Below are 22,856 nucleotides of genomic sequence, written 5' to 3' on the forward strand. Positions count from 1 at the left end.
GTTTATGTGATTATTGGTCGGTGCATTTCCTGCTGGCAGTATATTTATCCATAACTCAACCTTATACCCCTTGATTCTACTTTCTTAGGCTATCCCCTTCGGGGGAGCGCGAATTGCCTGCCTGAGGGCAAGCGGTTATGTTAACTGTCACTCTGCACAATAAAAATGACTGGGGTCACCCTGGTCAATAAAGATGGAGCAGAAATGATCTCTGCTGTCCGTCTGTAACGTGATGCCTGGAGGCAAAGCATGGAGATGTTGTCTGGCGCCGAAATGGTCGTCCGGTCGTTAATCGATCAGGGCGTAAAGCAAGTGTTCGGTTATCCTGGGGGCGCAGTCCTCGATATTTACGATGCACTACATACCGTTGGCGGTATTGACCACGTGCTGGTGCGCCACGAGCAGGCGGCGGTGCATATGGCTGATGGACTGGCGCGCGCGACCGGCGAAGTGGGCGTGGTGCTTGTCACTTCTGGCCCTGGGGCAACCAATGCCATTACCGGGATTGCTACCGCCTATATGGACTCTATCCCGCTGGTGATCCTCTCCGGTCAGGTCGCGACATCGCTGATAGGTTATGACGCCTTTCAGGAGTGTGACATGGTTGGGATCTCCCGGCCGGTGGTCAAGCACAGCTTCCTGGTGAAACAGACGGAAGACATTCCGGGCGTGCTGAAAAAGGCATTCTGGCTGGCGGCCAGCGGCCGTCCTGGCCCGGTCGTGGTGGATCTGCCAAAAGATATCCTCAACCCGGCGAATAAGCTGCCGTACGTCTGGCCTGATTCGGTCAGTATGCGCTCTTATAATCCGACAACCCAGGGACACAAAGGGCAGATTAAGCGCGCCCTGCAAACGCTGCTGGCGGCGAAAAAACCGGTTGTCTATGTCGGTGGCGGGGCCATTAATGCCCATTGTGAAGAGCCGTTGCGTGAGCTGATTGAAAAGCTCAACCTGCCGATAGCCTCTTCACTGATGGGATTAGGGGCATTTCCGGCCACCCATCGTCAGGCGTTGGGGATGCTTGGCATGCACGGCACCTATGAAGCCAACATGACGATGCACAACTCCGATGTGATTTTCGCCGTCGGGGTTCGCTTTGATGATCGCACCACCAATAACCTCGCGAAATATTGTCCGAACGCGACCGTACTGCATATCGATATCGATCCCACCTCGATCTCTAAAACCGTCGCGGCGGACGTTCCGATTGTGGGCGATGCGCGCCAGGTGCTGCTGCAGATGCTGGAGCTACTGCCGCAGGAGACAACCACGCAGCCGCTCGACGACATACGTGACTGGTGGCTGCAGATCGAACAGTGGCGTACGCGTCAGTGTCTGAAATACGACACGCAAAGCGAGCACATCAAACCGCAGGCGGTAATCGAAACGATCTGGCGTCTGACAAACGGCGATGCTTATGTCACCTCAGACGTGGGTCAGCACCAGATGTTTGCGGCACTCTACTATCCGTTTGATAAACCTCGCCGCTGGATTAACTCTGGCGGTCTGGGAACCATGGGCTTTGGCCTGCCCGCCGCGCTGGGTGTGAAGATGGCGCTGCCAGCGGAAACCGTCGTTTGCGTGACGGGTGATGGCAGTATCCAGATGAATATTCAGGAGCTCTCCACGGCGCTGCAATATGACCTTCCGGTGCTGGTGTTAAACCTTAACAATGGCTATCTGGGGATGGTGAAGCAGTGGCAGGACATGATCTACTCGGGCCGCCACTCTCATTCATATATGAAGTCACTGCCTGATTTCGTTCGTCTGGCAGAAGCCTATGGCCACGTTGGGATCCGGGTTTCCGATCCGGCAGAGCTGGAAGCGAAGCTCGCGCAAGCGCTTGAACAGGTGAAAAACAATCGCCTGGTGTTTGTCGATGTGATCGTAGACGGCACTGAACACGTCTATCCGATGCACATTCGCGGAGGCGGAATGGATGAAATGTGGTTAAGCAAAACGGAGAGAACCTGATATGCGCCGGATATTATCTGTCTTACTGGAAAACGAGTCTGGGGCCTTATCGCGAGTCATCGGGCTTTTCGCACAGCGCGGCTACAATATTGAAAGCCTTACCGTGGCGCCCACCGACGATCCTACCCTCTCGCGGATGACCATTCAGACCGTAGGCGATGCCAAAGTGCTGGAGCAGATCGAAAAGCAATTGCATAAGCTGGTGGATGTACTGCGCGTGAGCGAGCTGGGGCAGGGGGCCCATGTTGAACGGGAAATCATGCTGGTAAAAGTTCAGGCCACCGGTTACGGGCGTGAAGAGGTGAAACGTAACGCGGAGATTTTCCGCGGGCAGATCATTGATGTTACTCCGTCTATTTATACCGTGCAGCTTGCGGGTACCAGCGACAAGCTTGATGCTTTCCTCGCGTCGGTAAGGGATGTGGCAAAAATCGTTGAAGTGGCTCGCTCTGGCGTCGTAGGGTTATCCCGCGGCGATAAAGTGATGCGCTAAGTCTCAACGAGCCTCTCTCGAACATGCCCGGTCTTCATAACCGGGCTTTTTTTTGTGGCCTGCACCTTTGTGCAGACAAAAGCGGTTGCCGCACACTCTTTTCTGCGCTTAGATGTTAAAAGATTTAGCCATAACCCTGTTGAGGTCATGGACTCTTTTATTTTTTTTGAGGGGCAATTGTGAAACTGGATGAAATCGCCCGGCTCGCCGGCGTGTCACGAACTACGGCAAGCTATGTGATTAACGGTAAAGCGAAGCAGTATCGTGTGAGCGATAAGACCGTTGAGAAAGTCATGGCAGTGGTTCGTGAACATAACTACCATCCGAATGCCGTAGCGGCGGGTTTGCGCGCCGGACGCACCCGTTCAATAGGTCTGGTCATTCCGGATCTGGAAAACACCAGCTACACCCGTATTGCAAATTATCTGGAACGTCAGGCGCGCCAGCGTGGCTATCAGCTGCTTATCGCCTGCTCGGAAGATCAGCCTGATAACGAAATGCGCTGTATCGATCATCTGCTGCAGCGTCAGGTTGATGCGATCATTGTTTCAACCTCTCTTCCGCCGGAGCACCCTTTTTATCAGCGTTGGGCTAACGATCCGTTGCCGATTGTCGCTCTGGACCGTGCGCTGGATCGCGAACATTTCACCAGCGTTGTGGGAGCGGATCAGGACGACGCCGAAATGCTGGCGGCAGAGCTGCGTACCTTCCCGGCGGAAAAAGTCCTCTATCTGGGTGCGTTGCCAGAGCTATCCGTCAGCTACCTGCGTGAACAGGGCTTCCGGACCGCATGGAAAGACGATCCGCGCAAAGTGGAGTTCCTCTATGCCAATAGCTATGAACGTGAAGCCTCTGCGCAGCTTTTTGAGAAGTGGCTAGAGACGCACGAGATGCCGCAGGCGCTCTTTACCACCTCTTTTGCTCTGTTGCAGGGGGTGATGGACGTGACGCTGCGTCGTGAAGGCAAATTACCCTCGGATCTGGCTATCGCCACCTTTGGGGATAATGAACTGCTCGATTTCCTGCAGTGCCCGGTACTGGCCGTTGCCCAGCGCCACCGTGATGTGGCGGAACGAGTACTGGAAATCGTGCTGGCAAGCCTGGATGAGCCGCGCAAACCTAAACCGGGATTAACCCGTATTCGGCGTAATCTTTATCGCCGTGGTGTACTCAGCCGCGTGTAATAGCCTGACAGGGCAGGTGGGCTGCCCTGTTATTTTGCTTAAATACTCTAAAAATAATGGCCATATTTTTTTTAGGATAATTCTTTAAAAAAAGGCCAGCTCCCTTCTTCAATTACTCGAACATTTAAATTTGTCAGTTTCCTGCTTATTTCAATGTTATTCGTTTACCAGGTTGTATTATTTTGTAACATTCCTGAAGCGCGGTGCTGAATTATCAGCCATTTTTTCCCATCCGAACCTCCCCGGCGCAGTACCGCGGCAAGCTGCGACACATAGCCGTGTAACTGGCGCTGTTATCCCCCTGCAATATGTCTTAAAATGCTGCCCGCGTCGCAAACTGACACTTTATATTTCCTTGCGATGAGAGAAGTGATCTTTAACGCCACTATGTTTATTCGATTTTTTCTTACAAATATTCATAACGTTAATTTGCCTCGCCGGTTGTTCAGTTATTAGCCGGGTCAGGTTACGTCCGTAAACTTGGCGTATTTAGTCTGGTATGGCGGAAGTCCTGGCTTGACAAGGTTTTCCCTCGCTCCGTAAACTCCTTCGGGTGGGATTTTGTGGGTTAAAGTGGTATTGAGGGGGTGAGGCTGGCATGTTCCGTGGAGCGACGTTAGTCAATCTCGACAGCAAAGGGCGTTTATCGGTACCAACCCGATATCGTGATGAGCTGAACGAGAGCGCTTCTGGTCAAATGGTGTGCACCATTGACATCAACCACTCCTGCCTGCTGCTTTACCCCTTGCCTGAATGGGAAATCATTGAGCAAAAGCTGTCTCGACTGTCGAGCATGAATCCACAGGAACGCCGCGTGCAGCGTTTGTTGTTGGGGCATGCGAGTGAATGTCAGATGGACAGTGCGGGCCGATTATTGATCGCCCCGGTACTGCGGCAACATGCTGGTCTGACGAAAGAAGTGATGCTGGTCGGACAGTTCAACAAGTTTGAACTGTGGGACGAAACGACCTGGTATCAACAGGTCAAGGATGATATCGACGCTGAGCAGTCCGATTCCGCGATGTTAACGGATCGATTGCAGGATTTGTCTCTATAAAAATGATGGAAAATTATAAACATACGACGGTGCTGTTGGACGAGGCCGTAAACGGCCTGAATATTCGTCCTGACGGCATTTATATTGATGGGACATTTGGTCGCGGCGGTCACTCGCGTCTGATTCTCTCCCAACTGGGAGCAGAAGGTCGCTTACTGGCAATCGATCGCGATCCGCAGGCTATTGCCGTGGCGAAGACCATCGATGATCCGCGCTTTTCCATCGTACATGGCCCTTTCTCTGCGTTGGCTGACTATGTCGCTGAACGCGATCTGACCGGTAAGATCGACGGTATTCTTCTCGATCTTGGCGTCTCTTCACCACAGCTTGATGACGCGGAGCGCGGCTTCTCCTTTATGCGCGATGGCCCGCTGGACATGCGTATGGATCCTACGCGCGGACAGTCTGCCGCCGAATGGTTGCTGACGGCCGAAGAGGCGGATATCGCCTGGGTGATCAAAACCTTTGGTGAAGAACGTTTTGGTAAGCGCATTGCCCGCGCCATCGTTGAGCGTAACCGTATTGAGCCGATGACCCGTACCAAAGAGCTGGCGGAAGTTATCGCAGCGGCGATGCCGGTGAAGGATAAATACAAACACCCCGCGACCCGTACATTCCAGGCGGTGCGCATCTGGGTAAACAGTGAACTGGAAGAGATAGAGCAGGCGCTAAAAAGCTCGCTCGGCGTGCTGGCCCCGGGAGGGCGGCTCTCAATCATCAGTTTCCATTCGCTGGAAGACCGCATTGTGAAGCGTTTTATGCGCGAACAGAGCCGCGGTCCGCAGGTTCCGGCAGGGTTACCGATGACTGAAGAGCAACTCAGGAAACTGGGCGGCCGTCAGTTGCGTGCACTAGGCAAGTTAATGCCGGGCGAAGAAGAAGTGGCTGAAAATCCACGTGCCCGTAGTTCAGTACTGCGCATTGCAGAAAGGACGAACGCATGATCAGCAGAGTGACAGAGACCCTCAGCAAAGTGACGGGATCGTTAGGAAGCAACGAGCGCCATGCCTTGCCTGGCGTGATCGGTGACGATCTTTTGCGATTTGGGAAACTGCCACTCTGCCTGTTCATCTGCATTATCGTAACGGCCGTAACGGTGGTCACCACCGCACACCACACCCGTTTGTTAACGGCGCAACGTGAACAGCTGGTACTGGAACGTGATGCGCTGGACATTGAGTGGCGAAATTTGATTCTTGAAGAAAATGCGCTCGGCGATCATAGCCGGGTTGAACGGATCGCAACGGAAAAGCTGCAGATGCAGCATGTTGATCCTTCTCAGGAAAATATCGTAGTACAAAAATAAGGGAAAACGCGACGCATGAGAGCAGCGGCAAAAGCGCTAAAACCAAAACGTCAGGAAGAACAGGCCAGCTTTATCAGCTGGCGTTTTGCGTTGTTATGCGGCTGTATCTTACTGGCGCTGGGCTTTCTGCTGGGACGAGTGGCGTGGCTACAGATCATCGCACCGGACATGCTGGTACGTCAGGGGGACATGCGCTCCCTTCGCGTACAAGAGGTCTCGACATCACGAGGGTTGATCACCGATCGTTCTGGTCGTCCGCTGGCCGTCAGCGTGCCGGTAAAAGCGATCTGGGCCGATCCGAAGGAGCTGCATGACGCAGGCGGGATCTCCCTGGATAACCGCTGGAAAGCACTCTCTGACGCGCTCAAAATGCCGCTGGATCAGCTCGCCGCGCGGGTGAATGCCAACCCGAAAGGGCGATTCATCTATCTGGCGCGCCAGGTCAATCCTGATATGGCTGATTACATTAAAAAGCTGAAACTGCCGGGGATCCATCTGCGTGAAGAGTCACGCCGTTACTATCCGTCAGGGGAAGTTACCGCTCACCTCATTGGCTTTACCAACGTGGATAGCCAGGGTATTGAAGGCGTCGAGAAGAGTTTCGATAAATGGCTCACCGGCCAGCCTGGCGAGCGTATCGTGCGTAAAGACCGCTATGGCCGCGTCATTGAAGATATCTCCTCTACCGATAGCCAGGCGGCACACAACCTCGCCCTTAGCATCGATGAGCGTCTGCAGGCGCTGGTTTACCGTGAGCTGAATAACGCCGTCGCTTTCAACAAAGCTGAATCAGGTAGCGCTGTGCTGGTCGACGTCAGCACCGGCGAAGTGCTGGCGATGGCCAGCAGTCCTTCCTATAACCCGAACAATTTCGCCGGTACCGCCAAAGACGCCATGCGTAACCGGTCCATTACCGACGTGTTTGAACCGGGTTCAACCGTGAAGCCTATGGTCGTCATGACCGCCCTGCAACGCGGTATCGTCAATGAAAACACGGTGCTGAACACCGTTCCTTATCGAATTAACGGCCACGAAATCAAAGACGTGGCGCGCTACAGCGAATTGACCCTGACCGGGGTTCTGCAGAAGTCGAGTAACGTCGGTGTTTCTAAGCTGGCGTTAGCGATGCCGTCCTCAGCGTTAGTAGAAACTTACTCACGTTTTGGGCTAGGAAAGGCGACCAATTTGGGGTTGGTCGGAGAACGCAGTGGCTTATATCCTCAAAAACAACGGTGGTCTGACATAGAGAGGGCCACCTTCTCTTTCGGCTACGGGCTAATGGTAACCCCGTTACAGTTAGCGCGAGTCTACGCAACGATTGGCAGCTATGGCATCTATCGTCCGCTGTCGATTACCAAAGTTGATCCCCCGGTCCCCGGCGAGCGTGTCTTCCCGGAGTCTATCGTACGTACGGTTGTGCATATGATGGAGAGCGTGGCGCTGCCAGGCGGCGGCGGGGTCAAAGCCGCAATTAAAGGCTATCGTATCGCGATTAAGACCGGTACAGCGAAAAAAGTAGGGCCGGATGGTCGCTACATTAATAAATACATTGCCTATACCGCAGGCGTAGCGCCTGCAAGCAATCCGCGTTTTGCGCTGGTGGTAGTAATTAACGATCCACAGGCGGGTAAATACTACGGTGGCGCCGTTTCCGCGCCGGTGTTTGGTGCCATCATGGGCGGCGTTTTACGTACCATGAACATCGAACCGGATGCGCTGGCAACGGGCGAGAAAAGTGAATTTGTAATTAATCAAGGTGAGGGAACAGGTGGCAGATCGTAATTTGCGCGACCTTCTTGCTCCATGGGTGCCAAACGCACCGGAGCGAGCACTGCGGGAGATGGTACTCGACAGCCGTGTGGCTGCATCGGGCGATCTCTTTGTAGCGGTGGTCGGTCATCAGGCGGACGGGCGTCGGTATATCCCGCAGGCGATTGCGCAAGGTGTAGCTGCCATTATTGCTGAGGCAAAAGATGAGGCGACCGACGGTGAAATCCGTGAAATGCACGGCGTGCCGGTAATCTTTCTCAGCCAGCTGAATGAGCGTCTCTCTGCACTGGCAGGGCGTTTTTATCATGAACCGTCTGAACAACTGCGTCTAATTGGCGTAACCGGTACGAACGGCAAAACCACCACCACGCAGCTTATGGCGCAGTGGGCGCAGCTGCTGGGCGAAACCGGTGCGGTGATGGGCACCGTTGGCAATGGTTTGCTGGGCAAAGTGATCCCAACAGAAAACACCACCGGCTCTGCGGTTGACGTCCAGCACGTGCTGGCGGGTCTGGCAGGGCAGGGGGCAACCTTCGCTGCGATGGAAGTCTCTTCTCACGGGCTGGTTCAACATCGTGTGGCGGCGCTGAAGTTTGCCGCCTCGGTGTTCACCAACCTGAGCCGCGATCACCTCGATTATCACGGTGATATGGAAAATTACGAGGCCGCGAAATGGCTGCTCTATTCCACTCACCACTGCGGTCAGGCGATCATTAATGCCGACGATGAAGTCGGCCGCCGCTGGCTGGCTAAGCTGCCGGACGCCGTTGCCGTGTCGATGGAAGACCATATCAACCCGAACTGTCATGGCCGCTGGCTAAAAGCCACGGAAGTGAACTACCACGACAGCGGTGCAACCATCCGTTTCGCCTCCTCCTGGGGCGAAGGCGAAATTGAAAGCCGTCTGATGGGCGCGTTTAACGTTAGCAATCTGCTACTGGCGCTGGCAACGCTGCTGGCACTGGGTTATCCACTCGCAGAACTGCTTAAAACCTCTGCTCGCCTGCAGCCGGTATGTGGCCGCATGGAAGTCTTCAGCGCACCGGGTAAACCGACCGTAGTGGTTGATTATGCCCACACTCCGGACGCACTGGAGAAGGCGCTGCAGGCAGCTCGTCTGCACTGTGCCGGCAAACTCTGGTGCGTGTTTGGCTGTGGCGGCGATCGTGATAAAGGCAAACGTCCGTTGATGGGCGCCATCGCGGAAGAGTTTGCAGACATTCCGGTCGTGACGGATGACAACCCACGTACCGAAGAGCCGCGCGCCATCATTAACGATATCCTGGCCGGGATGCTGGACGCCGGACGTGCTCGCGTTGTTGAAGGGCGCGCCGAAGCGGTCACTAACGCCATTATGCAGGCCGGTGAAAACGATGTGGTCTTGTTGGCGGGTAAAGGGCACGAAGATTATCAGATCGTGGGGACCAACCGTCTGGACTACTCCGATCGTGTGACCGCAGCGCGTCTGCTGGGGGTCGTAGCATGATTAGCGTATCGCTAAGCCAACTCGCCGGCATTTTGCACGGTGAATTGCAGGGACAGGATCTGACCTGTGATGCGGTAACAACGGACACCCGTAAAATCACCCCAGGGTGCCTGTTTGTGGCACTGAAGGGCGAGCGTTTTGACGCTCATGATTTTGCCGATCAAGCCAAAGAGGCCGGCGCTGGCGCACTGTTAGTGAGTCGTAAGCTGAATGTCGATTTGCCCCAGGTGGTGGTGAAAGATATCCGCCAGGCGTTTGGTGAACTGGCTGCATGGGTGCGCCAACAGGTCCCTACGCGGATCGTGGCGCTGACCGGTTCATCCGGTAAAACTTCGGTTAAAGAGATGACCGCGGCCATTTTGAGCCAATGCGGTAATACCCTCTACACGGCCGGGAACCTGAATAATGACATCGGTGTGCCGATGACTCTGCTGCGTCTGACGCCAGAGCATGAGTATGCCGTGATTGAGCTTGGCGCTAACCACCAGGGAGAAATCGCCTGGACCGTCAGCCTGACTAAACCAGAAGCGGCGTTAGTCAATAATCTGGCGGCCGCTCACCTCGAAGGGTTTGGCTCGCTCGAAGGCGTGGCGAAAGCGAAGGGCGAAATCTATACCGGTCTGCCGCAGAACGGTATCGCCATCATGAACGCCGATAATAACGACCAGTTGAACTGGAAGAGCGTGATTGGCGATCGCAAAACCTGGCGATTTTCACCGAATGCCGCCAACAGCGACTTTACGGCAACCAATATCCATGTGACCTCGCACGGTACAGAGTTCACCTTACAAACGCCAACCGGCAGCACGGACGTTCTGCTGCCGTTGCCGGGGCGCCATAACATCGCCAACGCGCTGGCCGCGACGGCGCTGGCCATGGCGGTCGGTGCTCCCCTGAGCGCTATCAAAACCGGACTGGCAAATTTGACCGCGGTACCAGGTCGTCTGTTCCCGGTCCCACTGGGTGAAAACAAACTGCTGCTGGACGACTCCTATAACGCCAATGTCGGGTCGATGACCGCTGCGGTTCAGGTGCTGTCCGAAATGCCGGGCTACCGCGTGCTAGTGGTCGGTGATATGGCAGAGCTGGGTGATGAAAGCGTAGCGTGTCACCGCCAGGTGGGGGAAGCAGCGAAAGCTTCAGGTATTGATCGCGTGTTAAGCACCGGAGCATTAAGCCAGACACTTAGTGAGGCAAGCGGCGCAGGTGAGCACTTTGCTGACAAAGCCGCCCTGATCACCCGCCTGAAGGCGTTGATTCAGGAAAAACAAATCATCACCGTTTTGGTGAAGGGTTCACGTAGCGCAGCCATGGAAGACGTTGTGCGCGTATTACAGGAGAATGGGACATGTTAGTTTGGCTGGCCGAACATTTGGTCAAATATTATTCAGGCTTTAACGTCTTTTCCTATCTGACGTTTCGCGCCATTGTCAGCCTGCTGACTGCGTTGTTCATCTCTTTATGGATGGGCCCGCGCATGATTGCCCATCTGCAAAAGCTCTCTTTCGGCCAGGTTGTCCGTAACGATGGTCCGGAATCACACTTCAGCAAACGTGGTACGCCAACCATGGGCGGCATCATGATTCTGACGGCGATCGTCGTTTCCGTGCTGTTGTGGGCCTACCCGTCTAACCCCTATGTCTGGTGTGTGCTGGTTGTGCTGGTGGGCTACGGGATTATTGGTTTTGTCGATGATTACCGCAAAGTGGTACGCAAAGATACCAAAGGGCTGATAGCCCGCTGGAAATACTTCTGGATGTCGGTGATTGCGCTGGGCGTGGCATTCGCGCTCTACCTGGCCGGCAAAGATACCCCGGCCACCGAGTTGGTGGTGCCGTTCTTCAAGGATGTGATGCCACAGCTGGGGATCTTCTACATCCTGCTGGCTTACTTCGTCATTGTGGGTACCGGTAATGCGGTGAACCTGACCGATGGTCTGGACGGCCTGGCTATTATGCCGACTGTCTTCGTGGCTGGCGGGTTTGCGCTGGTGGCCTGGGCAACCGGGAATATGAACTTCGCGAACTACCTGCACATTCCTTATCTGCGTCATGCCGGCGAGCTGGTGATTGTCTGTACGGCGATTGTGGGCGCGGGGCTCGGATTCTTGTGGTTCAACACCTATCCGGCGCAGGTCTTTATGGGTGACGTCGGTTCGCTGGCGCTGGGTGGTGCACTGGGCATTATCGCCGTGCTGCTGCGTCAGGAGTTCTTGCTGGTGATCATGGGAGGGGTGTTCGTGGTTGAAACCCTGTCAGTGATTTTGCAGGTGGGCTCCTTCAAGCTGCGCGGTCAGCGCATCTTCCGTATGGCGCCGATTCACCATCACTATGAATTGAAAGGCTGGCCGGAGCCGCGCGTGATTGTGCGCTTCTGGATTATTTCGCTGATGCTGGTGCTGATTGGCCTGGCAACGCTGAAGGTACGTTAATCATGGCAGATTACCAGGGTAAAAAAGTCGTTATCATCGGGCTGGGCCTTACCGGGCTCTCCTGCGTGGACTTTTTCCTTGCGCGCGGCGTCACGCCGCGCGTAATGGATACGCGTATCTCTCCGCCTGGGCTGGACAAACTGCCGGAACAGGTTGAACGCCACCTTGGTGGTCTTAATGATGACTGGCTGCTGGCAGCCGATCTGATCGTTGCCAGCCCCGGTATGGCGCTGGCGCACCCTTCGTTAAGCGCCGCAGCCGATGCGGGCGTTGAAATTGTGGGTGATATTGAACTGTTCTGCCGTGAAGCACAGGCGCCAATCGTCGCCATTACCGGCTCTAACGGTAAAAGCACCGTCACGACCCTTGTGGGTGAGATGGCAAAAGCGGCAGGCGTGAGCGTCGGTGTCGGCGGAAACATTGGATTGCCCGCCTTAATGCTGCTCGATCAGGGACGCGAGTTGTATGTACTGGAGCTTTCCAGCTTCCAGCTGGAAACCACCTCCAGCCTGAAGGCCGTGGCCGCCACGATCCTCAACGTAACCGAAGATCATATGGACCGTTACCCGTTTGGTCTGCAGCAATACCGTGCAGCCAAACTGCGGGTTTACGAGAATGCAGAAGTTTGTGTGGTTAACGCCGATGATGCGCTGACCATGCCGGTTCGCGGCGCCGATGAGCGCTGCATCAGCTTTGGCATCAACATGGGTGACTATCATCTGAATCGTCAGCAGGGAGAAACCTGGCTGCGCGTGCAGGGTGAAAAAGTGCTGAACGTGAAAGAGATGAAGCTTTCCGGACAGCATAACTACACCAATGCGCTGGCCGCACTGGCACTGGCGGATGCCGCCGGGTTACCGCGTGCGTCCAGTCTGAAAGCCCTCACCACCTTTACCGGTCTTGCTCACCGATTCCAGCTGGCGCTGGAACACAACGGCGTGCGCTGGATCAACGACTCGAAAGCCACCAACGTGGGTAGCACCGAGGCGGCGCTGAATGGCCTGCACGTAGAGGGTACGCTGCATCTGTTGCTTGGCGGTGATGGCAAATCGGCTGACTTCTCTTCTCTGAAACCGTATCTGAAAGGCGACAACGTGCGCCTTTACTGCTTCGGCCGGGATGGCGCAGAGCTGGCGGCATTACGTCCGGAGGTCGCACAGCAGACAGAAACCATGGAACAGGCGATGCGCCTGCTCGCCCCCACACTGAAGCCGGGCGATATGGTGTTGCTCTCTCCTGCCTGCGCCAGCCTTGATCAGTTTAAAAACTTTGAACAGCGTGGCGATCTCTTCACCCGCCTGGCGCAGGAGTTAGGCTGATGCGTTTATCTTTCCCTCACCTTCGCCTGCCGCGCCTGCCGGGATTCGGTATCCTGGCGTGGATCTTCGCGGCGCTGAAAGGCTGGGTCATGGGCTCACGGGATAAAGATTCCGATAGCCTTATCATGTATGACCGTGTGCTGCTCTGGCTTACGCTGGGGCTGGCCGCTATTGGCTTTATTATGGTGACCTCCGCCTCGATGCCCGTGGGGCAGCGTCTGGCGAACGATCCTTTCCTGTTTGCCAAGCGTGATGGTTTGTACATTATTCTCGCATTCTGTCTGGCGATGGTGACACTGCGTCTGCCGATGGAGTTCTGGCAGCGGCACAGCACCGCAATGCTTATCGCCTCTATCGTCATGCTGCTGATTGTACTGGTGGTGGGCAGTTCTGTTAACGGGGCATCGCGCTGGATTGCCTTTGGCCCGCTGCGTATTCAGCCTGCGGAGTTTACCAAACTGTCGCTCTTCTGCTATCTGGCCAACTACCTGGTGCGTAAAGTCGATGAGGTGCGTAACAACCTGCGCGGCTTTTTAAAACCGATGGGCGTGATTCTGGTGCTGGCGGTATTACTGCTTGCGCAGCCTGACCTGGGTACCGTGGTCGTGCTGTTTGTCACCACGCTGGCCATGCTGTTTCTCGCTGGCGCCAAATTGTGGCAGTTCATCGCCATTATCGGGATGGGCATCTCTGCCGTCGTGCTGTTGATTCTGGCTGAACCCTACCGTATCCGCCGCGTCACCTCGTTCTGGAATCCGTGGGAAGATCCCTTCGGCAGCGGTTATCAGCTCACCCAGTCATTGATGGCGTTTGGACGAGGTGAATTCTGGGGGCAGGGGCTGGGGAATTCCGTCCAAAAACTTGAGTATTTACCGGAGGCACATACCGACTTCATCTTCTCCATCATTGGGGAAGAACTGGGTTATATCGGTGTGGTATTAGCACTTTTAATGGTATTCTTCGTCGCTTTCCGCGCCATGTCGATTGGCCGAAAAGCGCTGGTGATTGACCATCGCTTCTCTGGCTTTCTGGCGTGCTCGATCGGGATCTGGTTCAGTTTCCAGGCTCTGGTGAACGTCGGCGCGGCGGCCGGCATGCTGCCCACAAAGGGGCTGACGTTGCCGTTGATCAGTTATGGTGGCTCGAGTCTGTTGATTATGTCGACCGCCATTATGTTTTTGCTACGTATAGATTATGAAACGCGTCTGGAGAATGCCCAGGCGTTTACACGAGGTTCACGATGAATCAACCGAAGCGGTTAATGGTGATGGCAGGCGGTACCGGCGGACATGTTTTTCCGGGGCTGGCGGTTGCGCACCATTTGATGGATCAGGGCTGGCAAGTACGCTGGCTAGGAACCGCAGACCGCATGGAAGCCGATCTGGTGCCGAAACACGGTATCGAGATCGACTTTATTCGTATTTCCGGTCTTCGCGGCAAGGGACTGAAAGCTCTGCTGCTCGCACCGGTACGCATTTTCAATGCCTGGCGTCAGGCGCGCGCCATCATGAAACGCTTTAAGCCGGACGTGGTGCTGGGCATGGGCGGTTATGTCTCTGGCCCGGGTGGCCTGGCGGCATGGTCGTTGGGTATCCCCGTTGTGCTGCATGAGCAGAACGGTATCGCGGGCCTCACTAATAAATGGCTGGCGAAAATTGCCAGCAAAGTGATGCAGGCTTTCCCGGGGGCGTTTCCGAAAGCCGATGTCGTGGGTAACCCGGTGCGCGTTGATGTGCTGGCGCTGCCGCTACCCCAGGCGCGACTCACCGGGCGTGAAGGGCCGGTGCGTGTGCTGGTCGTCGGAGGCTCGCAGGGCGCGCGCGTGTTGAACCAGACGATGCCGCAGGTGGCCGCGAAGCTGGGTGAGGCTGTGACAATTTGGCATCAAAGCGGTAAAGGCGCTCAGCAGACCGTTGAGCAAGCTTATGCAGAGGCCGGTCAGTCGCAGCATAAGGTCACCGAATTTATCGACGACATGGCCGCCGCTTACGCCTGGGCCGATGTGGTAGTTTGCCGCTCTGGTGCATTGACGGTAAGCGAAATCGCTGCCGCCGGTTTGCCGGCGCTGTTTGTGCCGTTCCAGCATAAAGACCGTCAGCAGTACTGGAATGCGTTGCCACTTGAAAAAGCGGGCGCCGCAAAAATCTTTGAACAGCCGCAGTTTACCGCAGATGCGGTCGCCACCACCCTGGCGGGCTGGAACCGGGAGACATTACTGGAGATGGCGCAGCACGCACGCGCGGCCGCGATCCCGGATGCCACCGAGCGGGTAGCAAAAGAAGTGAGCCTGGCAGCCCAGGCTTAACCCTCGCAGCGCGTGTTGCGCTGCACGAATTTTAAGTAGTCGATGGCGTTTAGAGAATGAATACACAACAACTGGCGAAACTGCGTTCAATCGTGCCCGAGATGCGTCGCGTCCGGCACATTCACTTCGTTGGCATCGGCGGCGCCGGTATGGGCGGTATTGCCGAAGTGCTGGCGAATGAAGGTTACCAGATCAGCGGTTCTGATCTGGCGCCGAACCCTGTTACGCAACAGTTGGCGTCGCTTGGCGCAACAATCTATTTCAACCATCGCCCGGAAAATGTCAGTGACGCGAGCGTGGTGGTGGTATCCAGCGCGATTTCTGCCGATAACCCGGAGATTGTGGCTGCGCACGAAGCGCGTATCCCGGTAATCCGCCGCGCCGAAATGCTGGCTGAGTTGATGCGTTTCCGTCACGGCATCGCTGTTGCCGGAACTCACGGTAAGACCACGACGACGGCGATGGTCTCCAGTATTTATGCCGAAGCGGGACTCGATCCAACGTTCGTGAACGGCGGGCTGGTGAAAGCGGCAGGCGTGCATGCACGCCTGGGTCACAGCCGTTACCTGATTGCTGAAGCGGATGAAAGTGATGCCTCATTCCTGCATTTGCAACCGATGGTGGCGATTGTTACCAACATCGAAGCCGACCACATGGATACTTACCAGGGCGATTTCGAAAATTTAAAGCAAACATTCATCAACTTTTTGCACAATCTGCCGTTTTATGGACGTGCAGTAATGTGCGTGGACGATCCGGTCATCCGCGAGCTGCTGCCGCGAGTGGGGCGTCAGATAACTACTTACGGCTTCAGTGAAGATGCCGATGTGCGCGTTGAGAACTATCAGCAGATTGGTGCTCAGGGGCACTTTACACTGGCCCGCCAGGATAAAGAGCTGGTGCAGGTCACGCTGAACGCGCCGGGTCGCCACAACGCGCTAAACGCCGCGGCGGCGGTTGCCGTAGCAACGGAAGAGGGCATTGAAGACGAGGCAATTTTGCGCGCGCTGGAGAGCTTCCAGGGCACTGGCCGTCGTTTTGATTTCCTTGGGGAGTTCCCGCTGGCAGAGGTTAACGGCAAAACCGGTACCGCTATGCTGGTAGATGACTATGGTCATCACCCTACGGAAGTGGATGCCACCATTAAGGCGGCGCGTGCCGGCTGGCCAGATAAAAATCTGGTGATGGTATTCCAGCCTCATCGCTATACCCGTACCCGCGATCTCTATGATGACTTCGCTAACGTCCTGTCACAGGTGGATGCCCTGCTGATGCTGGATGTTTACTCTGCGGGTGAAGCGGCAATTCCGGGCGCGGACAGCCGTTCGCTGTGTCGTACCATTCGTGGGCGCGGTAAGATTGACCCGATTCTGGTCCCCGACCACGCACAGGTAGCGGCGATGCTCGCCCCCATGCTGACCGGTAATGATTTGATTCTGGTTCAGGGTGCGGGAAATATCGGCAAGATCGCCCGTAACTTAGCTGAAATCAAACTGAAGCCGCAAAATTCGGAGGAAGAACGCCATGGCTGATAAGATCGCCGTCCTGCTTGGCGGGACTTCCGCTGAACGCGACGTTTCTCTGAACTCTGGCGCAGCAGTACTGGCGGGTCTTCGCGAAGGTGGCATTGATGCGCACCCGGTCGATCCAAAGGAGACGGATGTCACGCGCCTGAAAGAGATGGGATTTGATAAGGTTTTCATCGCCCTCCACGGTCGTGGCGGTGAAGATGGCACCCTGCAGGGGTTACTGGATTTGATTGGCTTGCCCTATACCGGCAGTGGCGTCATGGCGTCGGCCATTTCTATGGATAAGTTGCGCAGCAAATTGTTGTGGCAGGGTGCGGGCTTACCGGTCGCGCCATGGGTTGCTGTTACGCGCCGCGAATTTGAATTAGGCCTGCCAGACAGCGTTATTTCGCGAATTGCCGCGCTGGGTTTGCCGGTTATTGTTAAGCCCAGCCGCGAAGGCTCCAGCGTTGGCATGTCTAAAGTGGACAATGCAGGCGATATATCTTCGGCATTAGCGCTGGCATTTCAACATGATGAAGAAGTTCTGATTGAAAAATGGCTCAGCGGGCCGGAATTTACCGTCGCCATGCTTGGTGAAGAAATTTTACCGTCGATTCGTATCCAACCAGCCGGAACCTTCTATGATTATGAGGCGAAGTATCTCTCTGATGAGACGCAATATTTCTGCCCAGCAGGTCTGGAAGAGAAGGATGAGGCGCAATTACAGTCTCTGGTCCTTAAAGCGTGGACTGTTTTAGGTTGTTGCGGTTGGGGGCGTATTGATGTGATGCAGGATAGTGATGGGCAGTTTTACCTGCTGGAGGCGAACACCTCTCCAGGAATGACCAGCCACAGCCTGGTGCCCATGGCGGCGCGTCAGGCGGGCATGAGTTTCTCCCAGCTTGTTGTACGTATTCTGGATCAGGCGCGCTGATATGTCTCAGGCTGCGCTGAACACGCGAAATCGTGACGAAGAGGAAGAGTATTCGTCTCGTCGCAATAATGGAACGCGTCTTGCAGGGATTATCTTCCTGCTTGCCGTGCTATGTACCGTGTTTGTCAGCGGCTGGATGGTGCTGGGCTGGATGGAAGATGCGCAGCGGTTACCCCTGTCGAAACTGGTGGTGACCGGCGATCGTCATTACACCCGTAACGATGATATACGCCAGTCAATCCTGGCGTTGGGATCGCCGGGAACCTTTATGACTCAGGACGTCAACATCATCCAGAGCCAGATTGAACGTCTGCCGTGGATAAAACAGGCAAGCGTACGCAAGCAGTGGCCCGATGAATTGAAGATTCATCTGGTTGAATTTGTGCCCATTGCGCGGTGGAATGATCAGCATATGGTTGACGCAGACGGAAATTCCTTCAGCGTCCCTGCCGATCGCGTCAGCAAGCAAAATTTACCCATGTTATATGGGCCGGAAGGCAGCGAAAATGAGGTGCTGGAAGGTTTTCGTAACATGGGGCAGGTGTTGGCTAAGGATCGGTTTACGTTAAAGAATGCGGCGATGACAGCGCGACGTTCATGGCAGTTAACGCTGACGAATGACATCAAGCTTAACCTTGGCCGCGGCGACACCATGAAGCGTCTGGCGCGATTTGTAGAACTCTATCCGGTTCTGCAACAACAGGCGCAGGCCGATGGCAAACGGATAAGCTACGTTGATTTGCGCTATGACTCAGGCGCGTCGGTGGGGTGGATCCCGGCGCCGGATGAGGAAACCAGGCAGCAACAAAATCAGGCACAGGTACAGGCAGAACAACAATGATCAAGGCGACGGACAGAAAACTGGTAGTTGGACTGGAGATAGGCACCGCGAAGGTAGCCGCTTTAGTAGGGGAAGTTCTGCCCGACGGTATGGTCAATATCATTGGCGTAGGCAGTTGCCCGTCTCGTGGTATGGATAAAGGTGGGGTAAACGACCTCGAGTCGGTGGTGAAGTGCGTACAGCGCGCCATCGATCAGGCAGAATTAATGGCAGACTGCCAGATTTCCTCTGTGTATCTGGCGCTCTCTGGCAAGCATATCAGCTGCCAGAATGAAATCGGTATGGTGCCGATTTCAGAAGAAGAAGTGACACAGGAAGACGTTGAGAACGTGGTCCATACGGCGAAATCCGTGCGCGTGCGTGATGAGCATCGCGTCCTGCATGTGATCCCGCAGGAATATGCCATCGACTATCAGGAAGGCATTAAAAATCCGGTCGGGCTTTCAGGCGTACGTATGCAGGCAAAAGTGCACTTGATCACATGTCACAACGATATGGCGAAGAACATCGTCAAAGCCGTTGAACGTTGTGGCCTCAAAGTTGACCAACTTATTTTCGCCGGTCTGGCAGCCAGTTATTCGGTGTTGACTGAAGACGAACGTGAACTGGGCGTCTGTGTCGTGGATATTGGCGGTGGTACAATGGACATGGCGGTGTATACCGGTGGTGCGTTGCGTCATACCAAAGTGATCCCGTATGCGGGTAACGTGGTAACCAGCGATATCGCTTACGCCTTCGGCACGCCACCGAGCGATGCAGAGGCGATTAAAGTGCGCCATGGCTGTGCGCTCGGCTCTATCGTCGGTAAAGACGAGAGCGTTGAAGTGCCAAGCGTAGGGGGACGTCCTCCTCGCAGTCTGCAGCGTCAGACTCTGGCAGAGGTTATTGAGCCGCGTTACACCGAGCTGCTGAACCTTGTTAACGAAGAGATTTTGCAATTACAGGAACAGCTTCGCCAGCAGGGAGTGAAACATCATCTTGCGGCGGGGATTGTATTAACCGGCGGTGCGGCGCAAATTGAAGGTCTTGCGGCCTGCGCACAGCGCGTGTTCCATACGCAGGTGCGTATCGGGGCCCCGCTGAATATCACCGGTCTGACAGATTATGCCCAGGAGCCCTATTACTCTACGGCCGTGGGCCTGCTTCACTACGGGAAAGAAACCCATCTCAGCGGTGAAGCAGAAGTGGAAAAACGTGCGTCGGTGGGGTCGTGGATCAAACGAATCAACACCTGGCTACGAAAAGAGTTTTAATTTTTTTAAGAGACCGGAGAGAATTAACGGTTTCGGGCGACAGGCACAACGGAGAGAGAAACTATGTTTGAACCTATGGAATTAACCAACGACGCGGTGATTAAAGTCATCGGCGTCGGTGGCGGCGGCGGTAACGCCGTAGAGCACATGGTGCGTGAACGCATCGAAGGCGTGGAATTCTTTGCAGTTAACACCGACGCTCAGGCCCTGCGAAAGACGGCTGTCGGCCAGACGATTCAGATCGGTGGCGGCATCACGAAAGGTCTGGGCGCTGGGGCTAACCCGGAAGTCGGCCGTAACGCAGCAGAAGAAGACCGTGAAGCACTGCGTGCTGCGCTGGATGGTGCAGACATGGTGTTCATCGCAGCTGGCATGGGTGGTGGTACCGGCACGGGTGCTGCGCCAGTGGTGGCTGAAGTTGCAAAAGATTTAGGTATTCTGACCGTTGCTGTCGTCACTAAGCCTTTCAACTTTGAAGGCAAAAAACGTATGGCGTTTGCGGAGCAGGGTATTACTGAGCTGTCCAAACATGTGGACTCGCTGATTACTATCCCGAACGACAAGCTGCTGAAAGTGCTGGGTCGCGGTATCTCCCTGCTGGATGCCTTCGGTGCTGCGAACGACGTGCTGAAAGGCGCCGTTCAGGGTATCGCTGAGCTGATTACCCGTCCGGGTCTGATGAACGTCGACTTTGCAGACGTTCGCACCGTGATGTCCGAAATGGGCTACGCGATGATGGGCTCCGGCGTGGCAAGCGGTGAAGACCGTGCTGAAGAAGCCGCTGAAATGGCGATCTCTTCTCCGCTGCTGGAAGATATCGACCTCTCTGGCGCGCGCGGCGTGCTGGTTAACATCACCGCCGGCTTCGACCTGCGTCTGGATGAGTTCGAAACGGTGGGTAACACCATTCGTGCGTTCGCTTCTGACAACGCGACCGTGGTTATCGGTACCTCTCTGGATCCAGAGATGAACGACGAACTGCGCGTTACCGTTGTTGCAACTGGCATCGGCATGGACAAGCGCCCTGAGATCACGCTTGTCACTAACAAACAGACTCAGCAGCCAGTTATGGATCGCTACCCGCAGCACGGTATGACCCCGCTGACGCAGGAGCAGAAACCGGCCGCGAAAGTGGTTAATGACAATACACCGCAAACCCAGAAAGAACCGGATTATCTGGACATCCCAGCGTTCCTGCGTAAGCAAGCTGACTAGGATTAGGCTGGAATTTGGGGATTTGCGCTCTTTGTGCTAAACTGCCCTGCCGATAGTGATATACACTCTCGGTTGGATAAGTAATTTGGCGAGATTATACGATGATCAAACAAAGGACATTAAAACGTATCGTTCAGGCGACGGGTGTCGGTTTACATACCGGCAAGAAAGTCACGCTGACGCTGCGCCCTGCGCCGGCAAACACCGGGGTCATCTATCGTCGCACCGACTTGAATCCACCGGTAGATTTCCCGGCCGATGCCAAATCTGTGCGTGATACTATGCTCTGTACTTGCCTGGTGAACGAGCATGACGTGCGGATTTCTACCGTAGAGCACCTTAACGCCGCGCTGGCGGGTCTGGGTATCGACAACATTATTGTTGAAGTCGATGCGCCAGAAATCCCGATTATGGACGGCAGTGCTGCACCGTTTGTCTATCTGTTGCTGGATGCCGGCATCGAAGAGCTGAACAGTGCGAAGAAATTTGTTCGTATCAAAGAGACCGTTCGCGTTGAAGATGGCGACAAATGGGCTGAATTCAGACCGTTTAATGGTTTTTCGTTGGACTTTACCATCGACTTTAACCATCCGGCGATTGATTCCAGCACCCAACGCTATGCGATGAACTTCTCTGCTGATGCGTTTATGCGTCAAATCAGTCGCGCCCGTACTTTCGGGTTCATGCGTGATATCGAATATCTGCAGTCCCGTGGCCTGTGCCTGGGCGGCAGCTTCGATTGTGCCATCGTTGTTGACGATTATCGCGTACTGAATGAAGACGGCCTGCGTTTTGAAGATGAATTTGTTCGTCACAAAATGCTGGATGCGATTGGCGACCTGTTTATGTGTGGTCACAACATTATTGGTGCATTTACCGCGTATAAATCCGGTCATGCGCTGAACAATAAACTGTTGCAGGCTGTACTGGCGAAACAGGAAGCATGGGAATATGTGACCTTCCAGGACGAAGCAGAACTGCCGCTGGCGTTCAAAGCACCAAGCACTGTTCTGGCCTAACGGTTACACCCGTTAACTAAAATAGACTGGTTAACCTGGCACTCTCTCCGGCCAGGGATACCAGTCTTTTTTGTTTTTGTCTTTCCGGAATTTTGCGGTCAACGGCGCGTTTGCTGGTTTCATGACCATTTTTAACTCTCTCTGTGCCTCATTACTGCTGCTGTGTATGGCCTTTAGTGGTAATATCTGGACGCGAAAATAAACAAAATCAAATTGTGAGCCTTGTGGCTCTCTTATTGTGGTGGGGCAATTGAGCGGAATTCTGACGCGCTGGCGACAATTTGGCAGACGTTACTTCTGGCCGCATCTCCTGTTGGGGATGGTCGCGGCGAGTCTCGGTTTGCCTGCGCTCAGCAACAGCGCTGAGGCATCGACGCCGGCGAAGACGTCCGCCACCCATGATTTCACCACCCACGTTAATTTCACCAATCTTGCGCTGCTGGAAGCGAACCGCCGTACCAATTTCACGGTGGATTACTGGCACCAGCATGCGATTCGTACCGTCATTCGTCATCTCTCATTTGCGATGGCGCCGCAGGCGCTGCCTGCCATCGAAGAGTCGCTGCCAGTACAGGCGCACCATCTTGCGCTGCTTGATACGCTCAACACGCTGCTAACGCAGCAGAGTAAACCGCTGGCTACCCTGCCTCAGCCTGCGGTTATCTCGTTAGCCCCGGAATCGACCTTCTTTGTATCCGCCTGGATAAGCCAGGTGCAGGGTATCCGCGCCGGGCCTCAACATCTCAGTTAAATTAATC

General features: G+C 55.0%; 20 protein-coding genes. All 20 read left to right on the top strand.

The genetic code is table 11. The annotated features are described in order from the left end of the window. Window positions 1-249: 249 nt before the first annotated feature. On the top strand, window positions 250-1,974 hold the full coding sequence (ilvI, locus tag B2Q93_RS20645) for an acetolactate synthase 3 large subunit (RefSeq protein ID WP_286934343.1): 1,725 nt from the start codon (window positions 250-252) through the stop codon (window positions 1,972-1,974). A gap of 1 nt (window position 1,975) precedes the next feature. After that, window positions 1,976-2,467, top strand: a complete 492-nt coding sequence (ilvN, locus tag B2Q93_RS20650; protein ID WP_040077180.1) for an acetolactate synthase small subunit — start codon at window positions 1,976-1,978, stop codon at window positions 2,465-2,467. Between the two features lie 179 nt (window positions 2,468-2,646). Continuing rightward, window positions 2,647-3,651, top strand: coding sequence for a catabolite repressor/activator (cra, locus tag B2Q93_RS20655; RefSeq protein ID WP_040077179.1), 1,005 nt, complete (start codon window positions 2,647-2,649; stop codon window positions 3,649-3,651). 598 nt (window positions 3,652-4,249) lie between these two features. After that, window positions 4,250-4,708, top strand: coding sequence for a division/cell wall cluster transcriptional repressor MraZ (gene mraZ / locus B2Q93_RS20660; protein WP_040077178.1), 459 nt, complete (start codon window positions 4,250-4,252; stop codon window positions 4,706-4,708). A gap of 2 nt (window positions 4,709-4,710) precedes the next feature. Beyond that, window positions 4,711-5,652, top strand: a complete 942-nt coding sequence (rsmH, locus tag B2Q93_RS20665) for a 16S rRNA (cytosine(1402)-N(4))-methyltransferase RsmH (RefSeq protein ID WP_040077177.1) — start codon at window positions 4,711-4,713, stop codon at window positions 5,650-5,652. Next, window positions 5,649-6,014 (top strand): cell division protein FtsL, encoded by a 366-nt coding sequence (gene ftsL / locus B2Q93_RS20670; RefSeq protein ID WP_040077176.1) that lies wholly within the window; start codon window positions 5,649-5,651, stop codon window positions 6,012-6,014. The genes rsmH and ftsL overlap by 4 nt, the downstream gene beginning before the upstream one ends. A gap of 15 nt (window positions 6,015-6,029) precedes the next feature. Next, the gene (locus tag B2Q93_RS20675) at window positions 6,030-7,796 is read left to right on the top strand and encodes a peptidoglycan glycosyltransferase FtsI (protein ID WP_040077175.1); all 1,767 of its coding nucleotides are present in this window, start codon (window positions 6,030-6,032) and stop codon (window positions 7,794-7,796) included. Beyond that, the gene (murE, locus tag B2Q93_RS20680; RefSeq protein ID WP_212477220.1) at window positions 7,783-9,270 is read left to right on the top strand and encodes a UDP-N-acetylmuramoyl-L-alanyl-D-glutamate--2,6-diaminopimelate ligase; all 1,488 of its coding nucleotides are present in this window, start codon (window positions 7,783-7,785) and stop codon (window positions 9,268-9,270) included. The genes B2Q93_RS20675 and murE overlap by 14 nt, the downstream gene beginning before the upstream one ends. After that, complete coding sequence (gene murF / locus B2Q93_RS20685) at window positions 9,267-10,625, top strand: UDP-N-acetylmuramoyl-tripeptide--D-alanyl-D-alanine ligase (RefSeq protein WP_286934349.1); 1,359 nt, start codon at window positions 9,267-9,269, stop codon at window positions 10,623-10,625. Before murE ends, murF begins: the two co-directional genes overlap by 4 nt. Then, window positions 10,619-11,701 carry a phospho-N-acetylmuramoyl-pentapeptide-transferase gene (gene mraY / locus B2Q93_RS20690; RefSeq protein WP_040077172.1) on the top strand — a complete coding sequence of 361 codons (1,083 nt, stop codon included), beginning with the start codon at window positions 10,619-10,621 and terminating at the stop codon, window positions 11,699-11,701. Before murF ends, mraY begins: the two co-directional genes overlap by 7 nt. Window positions 11,702-11,703: 2 nt before the next feature. Beyond that, window positions 11,704-13,020, top strand: a complete 1,317-nt coding sequence (murD, locus tag B2Q93_RS20695; RefSeq protein WP_286808524.1) for a UDP-N-acetylmuramoyl-L-alanine--D-glutamate ligase — start codon at window positions 11,704-11,706, stop codon at window positions 13,018-13,020. Beyond that, the gene (ftsW, locus tag B2Q93_RS20700; RefSeq protein ID WP_286934352.1) at window positions 13,020-14,264 is read left to right on the top strand and encodes a cell division protein FtsW; all 1,245 of its coding nucleotides are present in this window, start codon (window positions 13,020-13,022) and stop codon (window positions 14,262-14,264) included. The genes murD and ftsW overlap by 1 nt, the downstream gene beginning before the upstream one ends. Further along, window positions 14,261-15,325: an undecaprenyldiphospho-muramoylpentapeptide beta-N-acetylglucosaminyltransferase gene (murG, locus tag B2Q93_RS20705; RefSeq protein ID WP_286934354.1), complete on the top strand. Its 1,065-nt coding sequence runs from the start codon at window positions 14,261-14,263 to the stop codon at window positions 15,323-15,325. The genes ftsW and murG overlap by 4 nt, the downstream gene beginning before the upstream one ends. 56 nt (window positions 15,326-15,381) lie before the next feature. After that, window positions 15,382-16,857, top strand: coding sequence for a UDP-N-acetylmuramate--L-alanine ligase (murC, locus tag B2Q93_RS20710; protein ID WP_286934357.1), 1,476 nt, complete (start codon window positions 15,382-15,384; stop codon window positions 16,855-16,857). Continuing rightward, a complete protein-coding gene (locus B2Q93_RS20715; RefSeq protein ID WP_046884984.1) occupies window positions 16,850-17,770 on the top strand; it encodes a D-alanine--D-alanine ligase in 921 nt (306 codons plus the stop codon). Before murC ends, B2Q93_RS20715 begins: the two co-directional genes overlap by 8 nt. Before the next feature lies 1 nt (window position 17,771). Further along, entirely contained in the window at window positions 17,772-18,611 is an 840-nt protein-coding gene (ftsQ, locus tag B2Q93_RS20720; protein WP_046884983.1) for a cell division protein FtsQ, read from the top strand. After that, window positions 18,608-19,864 carry a cell division protein FtsA gene (gene ftsA, locus B2Q93_RS20725; protein WP_046884982.1) on the top strand — a complete coding sequence of 419 codons (1,257 nt, stop codon included), beginning with the start codon at window positions 18,608-18,610 and terminating at the stop codon, window positions 19,862-19,864. Before ftsQ ends, ftsA begins: the two co-directional genes overlap by 4 nt. 63 nt (window positions 19,865-19,927) lie before the next feature. Then, the gene (gene ftsZ / locus B2Q93_RS20730) at window positions 19,928-21,079 is read left to right on the top strand and encodes a cell division protein FtsZ (RefSeq protein WP_040077163.1); all 1,152 of its coding nucleotides are present in this window, start codon (window positions 19,928-19,930) and stop codon (window positions 21,077-21,079) included. A gap of 101 nt (window positions 21,080-21,180) precedes the next feature. Beyond that, window positions 21,181-22,098, top strand: coding sequence for a UDP-3-O-acyl-N-acetylglucosamine deacetylase (gene lpxC / locus B2Q93_RS20735; RefSeq protein WP_040077161.1), 918 nt, complete (start codon window positions 21,181-21,183; stop codon window positions 22,096-22,098). 250 nt (window positions 22,099-22,348) lie between these two features. Then, entirely contained in the window at window positions 22,349-22,849 is a 501-nt protein-coding gene (gene secM, locus B2Q93_RS20740; RefSeq protein ID WP_046884981.1) for a secA translation cis-regulator SecM, read from the top strand. Window positions 22,850-22,856 lie beyond the last annotated feature (7 nt).

Source organism: Leclercia sp. UBA5958 (assembly GCF_002430365.1).
GTDB lineage: Bacteria > Pseudomonadota > Gammaproteobacteria > Enterobacterales > Enterobacteriaceae > Enterobacter > Enterobacter pneumoniae.